A 13,948-nucleotide genomic window follows, 5' to 3' on the forward strand; every position below is an offset into this window, starting at 1 on the left:
GGCCCGCACCCCGGAGAGGGTGCGGGCCGAGCCCGTATGCGCCGCGGGCGCGTACTCGTACTGCCTACTGCTGCTGCCCTACTGCGCGGCGTTCAGGATCGCGCGCGCCAGCTGCGCGGTCTCGGTCGGCGTCTTGCCGACCTTCACGCCCGCGGCCTCCAGGGCTTCCTTCTTGGCCTGTGCGGTGCCAGAAGAACCGGAGACGATGGCGCCCGCGTGGCCCATGGTCTTGCCCTCGGGGGCGGTGAAGCCCGCGACGTAGCCGACGACCGGCTTGGTGACGTTCTTCGCGATGAAGTCCGCCGCACGCTCCTCGGCGTCGCCGCCGATCTCGCCGATCATGACGATGAGCTCGGTCTCCGGGTCGGCCTCGAAGGCCTCCAGGGCGTCGATGTGCGTGGTGCCGATGACCGGGTCGCCACCGATGCCGACGGCGGAGGTGAAGCCGATGTCGCGCAGCTCGTACATCATCTGGTAGGTCAGCGTGCCGGACTTGGACACGAGACCGATCTTGCCGGGCTTGGTGATGTCGCCCGGGATGATGCCGGCGTTGGACTGGCCGGGGGTGATCAGACCCGGGCAGTTCGGGCCGATGATGCGGGTCTTCTTGCCCTTGGCGGTCGCGTACGCCCAGAAGGCGGCGGAGTCGTGCACCGCGATGCCCTCGGTGATGACGACGGCCAGCGGGATCTCGGCGTCGATGGCCTCGACGACGGCGGCCTTGGCGAAGGCCGGCGGGACGAAGAGGACGGAGACGTTGGCGCCCGTCTTCTCCATCGCCTCGGCGACCGAGCCGAAGACCGGGACCTCGGTGCCGTCGAAGTCGACGGTGGTGCCGGCCTTGCGCGGGTTCACGCCGCCGACGATGTTGGTGCCGTCAGCCAGCATCAGCTTGGTGTGCTTCATGCCCGTGGCACCGGTCATGCCCTGGACGATGACCTTGCTGTCCTTGTTGAGGAAGATAGCCATGTGAGTCTGTGACCTCTGCCCTTACTTCGCAGCCGCGAGCTCGGCGGCCTTGTCGGCCGCGCCGTCCATGGTGTCCACGCGCTGAACCAGCGGGTGGTTGGCGTCCGAGAGGATCTTGCGACCCAGCTCGGCGTTGTTGCCGTCGAGACGGACGACGAGCGGCTTGGTGACCGCCTCGCCCTTCTCCTCCAGCAGGGCCAGCGCCTGGACGATGCCGTTGGCGACCTCGTCGCACGCGGTGATGCCACCGAAGACGTTGACGAAGACGGACTTGACGTCCGGGTCGCCGAGGATGATCTCGAGACCGTTGGCCATGACGGCGGCGGAGGCGCCACCGCCGATGTCCAGGAAGTTGGCGGGCTTGACGCCGCCGTGGTTCTCGCCGGCGTAGGCGACGACGTCGAGGGTGCTCATGACGAGACCCGCGCCGTTGCCGATGATGCCGACCTCACCGTCGAGCTTCACGTAGTTGAGGTTCTTCGCCTTGGCGGCGGCCTCGAGCGGGTTCGCGGCCGCGTGGTCCACGAACTCCTCGTGACCCGGCTGGCGGAACTCGGCGTTCTCGTCGAGCGAGACCTTGCCGTCGAGGGCGATGACGTCGCCGGAGGCGACCTTCGCGAGCGGGTTGACCTCGACGAGGAGCGCGTCCTCGGCGATGAAGGTCTTCCACAGGGTCACGAGGACCTCGGCGACCTTCTCGGCGACCTCGGCCGGGAACGCCGCCTGGGCGACGATCTCGCGGGCCTTCTCGATGGTCACGCCCTCGTTGGCGTTCACCGGGACCTTGGCGAGCTTCTCGGGGGTCTCCTCCGCGACCTGCTCGATGTCCATGCCGCCCGCGACCGAGGCCATGGCCAGGAAGGTGCGGTTGGTGCGGTCGAGGAGGTAGGAGACGTAGTACTCCTCGAGGATCTCCGGAGCGGTCTCGGCGATCATCACCTTGTGGACCGTGTGGCCCTTGATGTCCATGCCGAGGATGTCCGTCGCCCGGGCGACTGCCTCGTCCGGGGTGGCGGCCAGCTTCACGCCGCCGGCCTTGCCGCGGCCGCCGACCTTCACCTGCGCCTTGACGACCGACTTGCCGCCCAGCCGCTCGGTGGCCTCGCGAGCCGCCTCAGGCGTGTCGATGACTTCACCGGCCAGCACCGGTACACCGTGCTTGGCGAAGAGGTCCCTCGCCTGGTACTCGAACAGGTCCACGCGCGTCCGTCCCTTGTCTTTTTAAAGATTCGCAGTGATTCGCGGTTGTCTGCAATCTGCGTGGGCGTGCCGCGAGGGCAACGTGACGGCGCTGTCACAAGGAAGGCGCACACGGTGACCGTGGACGCGGCATGTCCGTCCCGCAGGTTATCCCCGTGGGCCGTAGGTCCCTAAATCGCAGATCACACCTGAGCGGTGATACCTGTCACAGATCGCCTCACGGTTGAACTGGAACTTCGTGCGATCCACCCATTCCCCCCGGCCGGCCGGGGGCCCGGTCAGGGCACCGGCAGGGGGCGCTTCTCCAGGGCCGCGGCCATCACCTCCGGGAACAGGTCGGGGGTGCAGGCGAAGGCCGGGGCCCCAAGGGCCGCAAGGGCGGCGGCGTGCTCGCGGTCGTAGGCCGGGGCGCCCTCGTCGGACAGGGCGAGCAGCGTGACGAACTCGACGCCCGCGGCCTTCATGGCGGCCACCCGCTTGAGCATCTCGTTGCGTATGCCGCCCTCGTAGAGATCACTGATCAGGACGACGACGGTGTCGGCGGGGCGGGTGATCTTCGACTGGCAGTAGGCGAGGGCCCGGTTGATGTCGGTGCCGCCGCCCAGCTGGGTGCCGAAGAGGACGTCGACGGGGTCGTCGAGCTGGTCGGTGAGGTCGACGACGGCGGTGTCGAAGACGACGAGGCGGGTCGCGATCGAACGCATCGAGGCCAGCACCGCCCCGAACACGGAGGCGTAGACGACGGAGGCCGCCATCGACCCCGACTGGTCGATGCAGAGGATCACCTCCTTCTTCACCGATTGCGCCGCACGGCCGTACCCGATCAGCCGCTCGGGAACGACGGTGCGGTACTCGGGCAGGTAGTTCTTGAGATTGGCCCGTATGGTCCGGTTCCAGTCGATGTCGTGGTGGCGGGGGCGGCTGACCCGGGCGGACCGGTCGAGGGCGCCGGTGAGGGTCGCCCGCGTGCGCGCCGCGAGCTTCTTCTCCAGCTGCTCGACCACCTTGCGCACCACGGCCCGCGCCGTTTCCTTCGTGGTGTCGGGCATGGCCTTGTTCAGCGACAACAAGGTCCCGACGAGGTGCACATCCGGTTCGACGGCCTCCAGCATCTCCGGCTCCAGCAGCAGGGTGGACAGGCCGAGCCGCTCGATCGCGTCGCGCTGCATGACCTGGACCACCGAGCTGGGGAAGTACGTACGGATGTCCCCGAGCCAGCGGGCCACGTGCGGGGCGGAGCCGCCGAGCCCGGCCGACCGCGCGCCCTTGCGGGAGCCGCCGCCGGTCTCGCCGCCCCCTCCGTACAGCGCGGCGAGCGCCCCGTCCATGGCCGCGTCCCGCCCGCTCAGCACACACCCGGTCCCCTCGGCCTCACCCCCGCCGAGCACCATCCGCCACCGCCGCAACCGCTCGCCTCCGGCGGTGTCGGCGGCGGCGGCCCCGGCTCCGCCCCCCGCCCCGCCCGCCCGGCTCCCGGCCCCGCCGCGCCCCGCCTGGTTCTCCGTACCGCTCATCGCCCGTCCCCTGTCCCCTGCATTCGTCGTCTCCGTCGGCCACCACCGACCACTTCCATGCCCAGCCACACCCGGCTGCCGGCCCAATCCCGCCCCGCCGGCGTTTGAGGCCCGCGGTTCCGGGGCGGAGCCCCGGCCTTGAGCCGCACCTGCCGACTCAGGCCGGCCAAATCCAGCCCCGCCGGCGTTTGAGGCGCGGGGTCCGGGGCGGAGCCCCGGCAGCGGGGCCGCGCGGTTCAGGCCGCCGCGCCCCCACCGGCAGGCGAGAGCAGCATGCGGACCAGGTCCACCACCGCATCCGCCCGCGCAGCGTCCAGCTCCGGGGCGAACCCCGCGGGAGCCGAACCCGCGGCGGCCGCCGCAGCCGGTCCGCCGGGGCCCCGCCGGACGAGCTCCCCCAGCGTCCGCTTCACCCCCGGCTCGTACGCCCCGAACGTCCGCCGCAGCAACGGCAGTACGTCGGTGAAGGCCCGCTCCGGCACCCCCACCAGCCAGGCGTCGATCAGCCCGAGCAGCCGGTCGTCGTGGACCAGCAAGGTCCCGCCGCCCGAACCGCCGCCCGCGAAGCCCTCGATCCAGCCCGCCGCGTCGGCCGGCGAGGCCGCCGGGGACAGGGCGAGCCCCATCAGCCGCGCCGTCTCCTCGGCCGGGAGCCGCCCCTCGTCGAGCAGGAGCCGGGCCGCGCGGCCGCGTATCAGCCCCGGCACGGTGTCCCGGCCCGCCAGCGTCCGCAGCACCGCCGACCAGCGGTCCCGCAGCCCCTCGTCGGTGTCGGCCAGCAGCCCGACCGCCCCGTGCACCCCGTCCACGTGGCCCCGCAGCTCCGCCGCCGCATCGGCGTCGAGCCCGGCGGCGCACGCGGGCGGCAGCGCCACGCATATCCGCTCGGCGAGCCCGGCCGCCACCGTGCCGAGCGCCGCCGCGTCGGTGCCCCGGACGTCCCCGTACCGCAGTGAACGGGCCAGCGCCGGCAGGGCCTTGGCGAGCCGCGCCACATCGGTGTCCAGCGCGGCCCGGTCCGCGAGCGCCCGCAGCACGGCGGGCAGCGCCTCGGACAGCCCGGCCAGCAGGCACCGCTCGGCCAGCGCCGTGACCTCGCCCAGCTCCTCGGCGCCCGCGGCATCCGCCTCGGCCCTGGCGGTGGCCGCCGCCAGGACGGTGGTGCCCCAGATCCCGGCCTCGGCCACCCGCACCGACAGCTCCGGCTCCCAGCAGAGCCGCCACGTCTCCCGGAAGGTGCCCGTACTGCTCCGGGAGGCCGTGGGCGTGCCCCAGCCGATGCCGAGCAGCCGCAGCCGGTGCAGCAGCAGGGACTTGGCGGCGTCCGTCTCCTTGCGCAGGTCGAGTTCCAGCTCGCGCTCCCGCGCCTCCGGCTTGAGCCGCAGCGAGCGCTGCTGCCGGGTCAGGTCGCGCTGGAGCGGTACGACGGGGGCGGTGTCCGGGACCTCCCCGAGCACGTCCCCGACGACGAGGCGGTCCTCTATCAGCGCGAGCGGTATGTCGGAGCCGTCGCACATCACCGCCCGGACCGCTTCCAGGGTCTCCGTGAGCCCTGCCAGCGGCCGACCGCGCATCGCCGCCAGGGTCTCGGCCAGCCGGACCGCCTCGATGACGTGCGCCGAGGAGACCTGCCGGTCCTCTTCCCGCAGCAGCCCGGCGACCTTGGTCAGCCACCGCTCCACGGGCCGGTCCCGGGCCGAGAAGAGGTGGGCGTACCAGCCGGGCGAGGTGATGCCCGCGCCGTATCCGCCGGCCCGGGCGAGCCTGCGGTGGGTCCAGGGCACCCAGGTGGTCTCCACCTTGACCTTGGGCAGGCCGGTGAGCAGCGCCTTGTCGGCGGCCGCGGTGGTCTTCGCCCGCAGCGCCGGGACGTGCCAGGCCCCGCAGACCACGGCGTACGCGTCCCCGAACTCCCGGCGGGCGGCCCGCATCCGCTGCCGCATGTACGCCTCGCGGACCAGGTCACGGGCGTGGCCGCCGTCCCCGTAGGTCTCGCGCAGGGCGCCCATGGCCTCGCCGAGCGCCTCGAACGCGCCGAGCGGATCCCGTCGCGGGCCGTCGGCGCCCCGGTGTTCGACCACGTCCTCCCACCAGCGCTCGGGGTCGTCGTACCCGGCGGTCTCGGCCAGCACCGCGAGCGGGTCCAGCCGGACCGCTTCGGGCTCGCCCTCCTCCGGCCGGCCCGCTTCGGCCGCCAGCGAGTGCGCCGCCGGCAGGTCGATGAAGCGGACGGGGACGTCCCGCGCCTGGGCCCAGCGGATCGCGACCCATTCGGGGGAGAACCCGGCCAGCGGCCAGAACGCGGCCCTGCCCGGATCGTCCGCGGCGTGCGCGAGGAGTGCGACGGGCGGCCGCATCCCCGGTTCGGCGGCGAGCGGCAGCAGGGCGTCCCCCTCGGGCGGGCCCTCGATCAGCACCGCCTCCGGCCGGGCCGCGTCGAGGGCCGCCCGGACGGCGCGGGCGGAGCCGGGCCCGTGGTGCCGTACGCCCAGCAGCAGCGGCCCCTGCACGGCCGTGCTCATACGGTCACCTCCCGGCAGGCGCGGTAGAAGTCCTTCCAGCCGTCCCGCTCGCGGACCACGGCCTCCAGGTACTCCTGCCAGACGACCTTGTCGGCGGCCGGGTCGCGGACGACGGCGCCGAGGATTCCGGCGGCCACGTCGGAGGGGCGCAGCACGCCGTCCCCGAAGTGGGCGGCGAGGGCCAGGCCGCCGGTGACGACGGAGATGGCCTCGGCGGTGGAGAGGGTGCCGCTGGGCGACTTCACCTTCGTACGGCCGTCGTCGGTGACTCCGTCGCGCAGCTCGCGGAAGACGGTGACGACGCGGCGGATCTCTTCGAGGCCTTCGGGCGCGGCCGGCAGGTCGAGGGAGCGGCCCATCTGGTCGACGCGGCGGGCGACGATGTCGACCTCGGCGTCGGCCGTGGCGGGCAGCGGCAGGACCACGGTGTTGAAGCGGCGGCGCAGGGCGCTGGAGAGCTCGTTGACGCCGCGGTCGCGGTCGTTGGCGGTGGCGATGAGGTTGAAGCCGCGCACGGCCTGCACCTCTTCGCCGAGTTCGGGTATCGGGAGCGTCTTCTCGGACAGGACGGTGATGAGGGTGTCCTGGACGTCGGCGGGGATGCGGGTGAGTTCCTCGACGCGGGCGGTCATGCCGTCGGCCATGGCCCGCATGACGGGGCTGGGGACGAGGGCTTCGCGGCTGGGGCCGTGGGCGAGGAGCCGGGCGTAGTTCCAGCCGTAGCGGATGGCTTCCTCGGGGGTGCCGGCGGTGCCCTGGACGAGGAGGGTGGAGTCTCCGCTGACGGCGGCGGCGAGGTGTTCGGACACCCAGGTCTTGGCGGTGCCGGGGACGCCGAGCAGGAGCAGGGCGCGGTCGGTGGCCAGGGTGGTGACGGCGACTTCGACGATGCGGCGCGGCCCCACGTACTTGGGTGTGATGACGGTGCCGTCGGGCAGTTCGCCGCCGAGCAGGTAGGTGGCGACGGCCCACGGGGAGAGCTTCCAGCGGGTCGGGCGGGGCCGGTCGTCGGCGGCTTCCAGGGCTTTCAGTTCGTGCGCGAAGGCGTCTTCGGCGTGCGGCCGCAGCGCCTGGGCGCCCGTGGTGTTCTCGGTCGTGGTCATGGTCCCCCTCCAATGCTCGGCAGCCGCTCCCGACTGCTGGAATCCACGGTGCACCACGCCACTGACAACGACCCTTGCCCGCAGCGTTGTTGCAGGTCAGAGCGATTGTCAGTGGGGGTCCGTACGGTGGTTCACATGACTGAGCAGGGGGTCCGCTGGACGGCGGAACAGGTACTGGCTCTGGCTCCTGACGATGCCTCACGCAAGGCGGGAGGCAGACTTGGCGGGGCGGGGCCGTGGTCGCAGATCGGAGGTTCCGCTTCCGGTTCGCTGTGGGGGTTGTGCAAGGGCAGCGGCAGGACGCCGTACCGGACGGTCGTGGATCTGGCCGGGCCGGCGTACAAGTGCTCCTGTCCGAGCCGGAAGTTCCCGTGCAAGCACGCGCTGGGGCTGCTGCTGCTCTGGTCCGCGGAGGGGGTGGGCGAGCCCGGGGAGGCGCCGGAGTGGGCCGCGCAGTGGCTGGCGGACCGGGCGGCGAAGGCCGCGCGACCGGCGGCCGGCGCGGGCAGGCCGGCGGATGAGGAGGGGGCGCGGCGCCGGGCCGAGCGGCGGGCGGCCCGGATCGGCGCGGGCGTCACCGAGCTGGAGCAGCGGCTGTCCGATCTGCTGCGCGGCGGCCTCGCCGGCCAGGAACAGGCGGGATACGCCGCCTGGGAGGAGACGGCCGCCCGGATGGTCGACGCCCAGGCGCCCGGACTGGCCGGGCGGGTAAGGGAGTTGGGGACGATACCCAGTTGCGGCCCCGGCTGGCCCGCCCGGATGCTGGAGGAGGCGGCGCTGCTCCACCTGCTGGACCGGGCCTGGCTGGGGGTGGCCGCGCTGCCGGACCAACTGGCTGCGACGGTGCGCAGCCGCGTGGGACTGCCGGCCTCCGGGGAGGGGGAGGCCGTACGGGACCGCTGGCTGGTGCTGGCGCAGAACGACTCGGTGTCGCCGGACGGGCGGCTCACCACCCGCCGGATATGGCTGCGCGGGCTGGCGGGGGGCCGGCCGGCGCTGGTGCTGGACTTCGGACCGCCCGGGCGGCCGCCGGGGCTGGCGCTGCCGGTGGGACTGGTGCTGGAGGCGGAAGTCCGCTTCCGGCCCGGGTCGGCGGGGCTGCGGGCGGATCTCGGGGAGAGGTATGCGGCGGCCGCGCCGTGTGCGGAGGTTCCGGCCGGGGTGAGTACGGGGGCGGCCCTGGAGGCCTATGGGGCGGCCCTGCGGGAGGACCCGTGGCTGGAGTCCTGGCCGGTGGTGCTGGGTCCGGTGATCCCGATACCGGGAGAGCTCGGCTGGCAGCTGGCGGATGCGGAGGGCACCTCCGCCCTGCCGGTGCCCCTCACCGGGGCCGGGAGCCGTTCCCGGCCGGGGCTGTGGCAGCTGGCCGCGTTGTCGGGCGGGGGCCCGGTGACGGTGTTCGGTGAGTGCGGCCATCGCGGCTTCACCCCTCTGACGGCCTGGCAGCCGGGCTCTCCCGAGCCGGTGGCGCTGGCCTGACGGGGCGCCGGAAACAAGGAACCGCCGAGGGAATCACGAAGGAATCGCAGGGGGCCTGGGGGCCCGTATGCCGTCCACGAGGACGGCGGGGAGGGAGCCACGCGGCGCGGGGCGCCGTATGGGGAGTCGGGGAGCACACGAGGAGCCGGGGGGCTTTTGTGAACGACAACCACGCCAGCTGAACGCAGCAGAGCGGCACATCGACAGCTCCGGTCCCGCGGAGGGGGCGGGACCGGAGCGCGGTAACCAGGGAGGGGAGAGGGGCCTGATGGGCATGGGTGACGAGGTGTACGGGGAGTGGGAGGAGCTGGTCGGTGCCGCGCTGCTGGGCACCGGGCGGCGGCAGGGCAGCCCGGAGGCCCTGCTGGACGCGGCCGCCGTGCAGACCGTACGGCGGCGGGCCGGGTTGCGGCCGGCCGAGGCGGGGCCGCGCCCGGAGCCCGCACCGGTGGATCCGCGTCCGGCGCCGCCGGTGGCGGCCCGGCGGCGGCTCGCGCAGCTGCTGGCCGGCCGCACCGGTGCGGGCAGCGGCAGCGGGCGGCGCGGGTCGGCCCCGGATGTGACGGAGCTGTTGCCGCAGTGGCTGGCCGCGGCCGGGCGGTACGGCTACCGCGCGCCGTCCGCGCTCGTGCCGGCGCTGCTGGACGCGGCCCGGGCCCGTACGGATCTGCGGCCGCAGGCGCTGGCCCTGGCCGGGGCGCGGGGGATGTGGCTGGCGCGGCTGAATCCGGACTGGCGGTTCGCCCTGCGCGGCGGGGCGGGCGGGGCCGGGCAGCTGCCTGAGGTCACCGACCGGGCCGGGGTGGAACGGCTGTGGCAGGAGGGGCTGTTCGCGGAGCGGGTGGCACTGCTGGGTGCCGTACGGGCCCACGAGCCGGCGGCCGCGACGCGGCTGCTGGCGACGACCTGGGCGACCGAGCGGGCCGAGGACCGCTTGATGTTCCTCGATTCGCTGCGGGTGGGGCTGTCGGAGGGGGACGAGCCGTTCCTGGAGGCGGCGCTGGGCGACCGCAGTCGCAATGTCCGCGCGACGGCGGCCGAGCTGCTGTCCGCGCTGCCCCGATCGGCGCTGGCCGGGCGGATGGCGCAGCGGGCCCTGGCCTGCGTGGGTCCCGAGGGGGTGACCCCGCCGGCCGAGTGCGACGCGGGGATGCTGCGGGACGGGGTGGTCAAGCGGCCGCCCGCCGGCCGCGGGGAACGGGCCTGGTGGCTCGGCCAGTTGGTGGAGGCGGCGCCGCTGTCCTGCTGGCGGGAGCGGTTCGGGGGGATGGGGCCCGCGGAGCTGGTGGCGCTGCCGGTCGCCGAGGGCGAGGTCTGGCGCGAGGAGCTCCACGCGGCGTGGTGCCGGGCGGCGGTGCGGCAGCGGGACGCGGAGTGGTCCCGGGCCCTGCTCGGCCCGGCCTCCGCACCCCCCGCGGCCGGCCCGGGGACGGCCTCGCTCGCGGAGCGGGCGAAGCTGCTGGAGACTCTGCCCGATGCGGAACGGGCGGAGTGGGTCGCGGAGTTCATACGGGCCCACGGGCTGTCGGAGGCGTTCCAGCTGCTCGGGGTGTGCGTGGTGCCGTGGGCGGGTGCGCTGGGGAGGGCCGTCGTGGACGCGCTGGAGGCGGCGCGGGAGGCGGGCAGCTACCCGTGGAGCTTCAGCGGGGTGATGGGGCTGGCGGAGCGCTGCCTGGATCCTGCGGAGGCGGGGCGGCTGTCGGCGCTGACCGCGGGGGCGGAGGATCCGGCGGCGGACGTGTCGCCGGGGGCCGCGGCGTACTGGGCGGAGGCGTTCGAGCGGCTGGTGGCCACGCTTCGCTTGCGCGAGGCCATGCTTTCGGAACTGGCGCCGGCGTAACCGCTGCGGGGCGCCGGGTCGCGTGGGGGCCTACCGCTGCGCGGAGCGGTCCCCTACCCGCCCTTCCACCGTTCCCCGGGCTCCGCCCGGACCCGGTCCTCAAACGCCGGACGGGCTGGAACACCCTGGGGCTCCGCCCCAGACCCCGCTCCTCAAACGCCGGAGGGGCTGGATGTATCCAGCCCCGGCGGCGGGGCTACTGGCGGACGTGGGTGCGGACCCAGTCCACGATCGACGTCGTCGTCGCGCCCGGGGTGAAGATCTCGGCCACGCCCTTCTCCTTCAGGGGGGCGATGTCGTCCTCCGGGATGATGCCGCCGCCGAAGACCTTGATGTCCTCCGCGTCGCGCTCCTTGAGGAGTTCGATGACGCGCACGAACAGCGTGTTGTGGGCGCCGGACAGGATCGACAGGCCGATCGCGTCGGCGTCCTCCTGGATGGCGGTGTCCACGATCTGCTCGGGCGTCTGGTGGAGGCCGGTGTAGATGACCTCCATGCCCGCGTCCCGCAGGGCGCGCGCGATCACCTTGGCGCCGCGGTCGTGGCCGTCGAGACCCGGCTTGGCCACCACCACACGGATCGGACCGGTCACACCCATCGCACTGCCTCCCGAGTGAACGAACGTTAAGTACAGCATCGCGCACGCCACCGTTTCACGGTCAACCAGGAGGGGGAAATCACACGTGGGACGGCATTGCGCCACCGTGCCGCCAGCCGCACGGCACGGTGGCGCGACCGGCCGCAGTCCCAAGAGGCTCAGGGGAGGCCGTCGATGGGGCTGTCCATACCCTTGTCCGGCGCCGCGCTGAGGGCGGGGGCGCTCGAGGTGGTCGTGCTCGGGGGGCACCTCCTCCTCTATCCCACCGGGGTGTGCCAGGAGAGGGCCGGCGCCAAGCCGCCCTCGGCCCGGCCGCCCGTGCTGCTGCTCCACGGCTTCTCCGACAACCGTTCCGTCTTCGTCCTGCTGCGCCGCGCCCTCGGCGCGGACGGCCGCCGGCACGTGGAGGCGTACAACTACTCGCCCTTCACCCGCGACCTGCGCGTCACCGCCCGCCACCTCGCCCGGCGCGTCGAGGAACTCTGCGCACGCACCGGGCAGGAGCGGGTGGATCTGGTGGGGCACAGCCTCGGCGGGCTGGTCGGCCGGTACTACGTCCAGCGCCTGGGCGGCGACGCCCGCGTCCGCACGCTCGTCACGCTCGGCACCCCGCATTCCGGCACGCTGGTCGCCCCCTTCATGGACGCGCACCCGCTGGTGCGGCAGATGCGGCCCGACTCCGAGGTGCTGGCCGAGCTGGCCGCGCCCGCGCCCGGCTGCACGACGCGATGCGTGGCGTTCTGGAGCGAGTTCGACATCGTGATGGCCCCCGTCGGGACGGCCCGGATCGAGCATCCGGATCTACGCGTGGAGAACGTGCAGGTCACAGGCATCGGGCATCTCGCCCTCCCCGCGCACCCCACCGTGATCGCGGCGGTCCGGCGCGCGCTCGACGGCCCGGGCCCGACCGCGGCGGAGCGCCCGGGAGCCGCGTTCGTCGCATAGACACCGGACCACTGAAAGTCGAACGAATTTCGAACTCAAGGCCAAGGCTGCGTCTTTCGGCGACCGAAAGGCGGCCGAATGCCCGGTTCCCGCGATGCGGAAACCCGCCGAAGATTGTCGTTGCGAGTAACCGCCGGGTACAGTCACGCCACTGCTCTCCTCCGGTGAACCTCTGATTCCGCTGGTTCCCCGGCCACCCAGGCCCCCACTGCCGAGGCGAAAGAGAAGTTGGTGAACGACCGCCCCTCGCCGGGCCAGTATCCGGATCCCGGGTATGACGGCCTTGCCACCACCACTTTCGCTGGTGACTCGACCTACGTTTCCTATGAAACGCAGGGCCAGGGGGTCAACTACGCCGCATACGGCTCGTATGAGACCGGCGCGTACGACACCACCGCGTGGACCTCGCAGGACACGTACCTCTCCACGATCCCGGCCCAGGCCAATGTCTGGAACACGCCGGACACGGACTACTCCGGCTACGCGCAGTACCAGCAGCCCCAGCAGCCCTCCTTCGGCTACGACACCTCCGCCGAACAGACCGGGCACTGGGCGATGCCGGGCTACCAGACCCTCACGGGCAGCGAGACCGGCGCCTACGACGCCACCGCCTGGAACACCGTCGCCCCCGAGGTCGTCGAAACCCCGGCCCAGCAGCCCGAGACCGGCTACGCGAACGAGTACGGGTACGGGTACGAGCAGGGCTACGAGTACGCGTACCAGCAGCCGCAGCAGGACTACGCGTACGGGACCTACGCCTACGAAGCCCCGGCCGCGGACGCCGACGCCGACGCGTACGCCGAGACCGCCGTCTTCGAAGACACCCCCGCCTTCGAAGACATGGCCGTGTCCGAGAACGAGGCCGGGAGCGAAGCCGGGTACGAGGCCGAGGACACGGACGCGGACGACGTCGACGTGCCCGAGGTGCACGACCTCCCCACCCAGGCGATGCCCGTGACCCCGGCTCCGCGCGCCGCGCGCCGCACCGCCCCCAAGGGGAACGCGAAGAGCGGCGCCAAGGCCGGCAACAGCCGTCGCCGCACCCCGGCGAAGCGTTCCGCCCTGCTGACCGTGGCCGTGCCCTCCGCCTGCGTGATGGGTGTCGCGGGTGTCGCCGCCGCCTCCGTCGGCGGACTCACCGGCACGGACAAGCCCGCCGAGGGCACCACCACGATGGCCGCGCCCGACCCGGCCTCGGTGAAGCCGGTCGCGGCGAACAACAAGCTCGACACCCAACTGGCCGCGCTCAGCGCCGACGCGGGCGACTTCGCGGACCGCGCGAGCCGTACGCAGGAGCGCATCGACCTGCGCCAGCGCCAGGAAGACGAGAAGAAGAAGAAGGAGGCGGAGGCCGCGGCCAAGGAGGCGGCCCGCCCCAAGTTCGCGATCCCCGTCGAACAGCACGGCCTCAGCGCCAGCTTCGGTCAGGCCGGCGGCATGTGGATGTCCGTGCATACCGGCATCGACTTCCCGGTCTCCTACGGAACCCCGGTCATGGCCGCCACCGACGGCACCGTGCGCACGCAGTACAACAGCGCCTACGGGAACATGGCCATAGTGACCTCGCCCGACGGCACCGAGACCTGGTACTGCCACCTCAGCAGCACCAAGATCCGGTCCGGCAAGGTCAAGGCCGGCGACGTCATCGCCTACTCCGGCAACTCCGGCAACTCCACCGGCCCGCACCTCCACTTCGAGGTACGGCCCGGCGGCGGGTCCGCGATCGACCCCCTGCCGTGGCTCCGCAGCCACGGGCTGGACCCGACCTGATCCAGCCC

General features: G+C 73.3%; 10 protein-coding genes. 4 read left to right on the forward strand and 6 right to left on the reverse strand.

The window, feature by feature from the left end:
• Window positions 1–78: 78 nt before the first annotated feature.
• From sucD to ACFTXQ_RS28365, 5 genes are all read right to left on the reverse strand, one after another.
• Window positions 79–969, reverse strand: a complete 891-nt coding sequence (sucD, locus tag ACFTXQ_RS28345; RefSeq protein ID WP_382645761.1) for a succinate--CoA ligase subunit alpha — start codon at window positions 967–969, stop codon at window positions 79–81.
• A 21-nt stretch (window positions 970–990) separates the two neighbouring features.
• Entirely contained in the window at window positions 991–2,169 is a 1,179-nt protein-coding gene (sucC, locus tag ACFTXQ_RS28350; protein ID WP_382645764.1) for an ADP-forming succinate--CoA ligase subunit beta, read from the reverse strand.
• A gap of 278 nt (window positions 2,170–2,447) precedes the next feature.
• On the reverse strand, window positions 2,448–3,683 hold the full coding sequence (locus tag ACFTXQ_RS28355; protein WP_382645767.1) for a VWA domain-containing protein: 1,236 nt from the start codon (window positions 3,681–3,683) through the stop codon (window positions 2,448–2,450).
• Between the two features lie 236 nt (window positions 3,684–3,919).
• A complete protein-coding gene (locus ACFTXQ_RS28360) occupies window positions 3,920–6,205 on the reverse strand; it encodes a DUF5682 family protein (RefSeq protein ID WP_382645770.1) in 2,286 nt (761 codons plus the stop codon).
• A complete protein-coding gene (locus tag ACFTXQ_RS28365) occupies window positions 6,202–7,308 on the reverse strand; it encodes an AAA family ATPase (protein ID WP_382645773.1) in 1,107 nt (368 codons plus the stop codon). Before ACFTXQ_RS28365 ends, ACFTXQ_RS28360 begins: the two co-directional genes overlap by 4 nt.
• A gap of 135 nt (window positions 7,309–7,443) precedes the next feature.
• Here ACFTXQ_RS28365 and ACFTXQ_RS28370 point away from each other — a divergent pair, with 135 nt between their 5' ends.
• Window positions 7,444–8,787, forward strand: a complete 1,344-nt coding sequence (locus ACFTXQ_RS28370; RefSeq protein ID WP_382645775.1) for an SWIM zinc finger family protein — start codon at window positions 7,444–7,446, stop codon at window positions 8,785–8,787.
• Window positions 8,788–9,055: 268 nt separating this feature from the next.
• Window positions 9,056–10,627 (forward strand): DUF5691 domain-containing protein, encoded by a 1,572-nt coding sequence (locus tag ACFTXQ_RS28375; RefSeq protein ID WP_382645777.1) that lies wholly within the window; start codon window positions 9,056–9,058, stop codon window positions 10,625–10,627.
• Window positions 10,628–10,823: 196 nt separating this feature from the next.
• Here the strand turns inward: ACFTXQ_RS28375 and ACFTXQ_RS28380 are convergent, their stop codons facing one another.
• Window positions 10,824–11,225: a cobalamin B12-binding domain-containing protein gene (locus ACFTXQ_RS28380; protein WP_382645780.1), complete on the reverse strand. Its 402-nt coding sequence runs from the start codon at window positions 11,223–11,225 to the stop codon at window positions 10,824–10,826.
• Between the two features lie 174 nt (window positions 11,226–11,399).
• On the opposite strand from ACFTXQ_RS28380, the gene ACFTXQ_RS28385 reads away from it, so the two are divergent.
• Complete coding sequence (locus ACFTXQ_RS28385; RefSeq protein WP_382645783.1) at window positions 11,400–12,170, forward strand: esterase/lipase family protein; 771 nt, start codon at window positions 11,400–11,402, stop codon at window positions 12,168–12,170.
• A gap of 231 nt (window positions 12,171–12,401) precedes the next feature.
• A complete protein-coding gene (locus ACFTXQ_RS28390) occupies window positions 12,402–13,940 on the forward strand; it encodes a M23 family metallopeptidase (RefSeq protein WP_382645785.1) in 1,539 nt (512 codons plus the stop codon).
• Window positions 13,941–13,948: the final 8 nt, after the last annotated feature.

Source organism: Streptomyces sp. NPDC057010 (assembly GCF_042673805.1).
Lineage (GTDB): Bacteria > Actinomycetota > Actinomycetes > Streptomycetales > Streptomycetaceae > Streptomyces.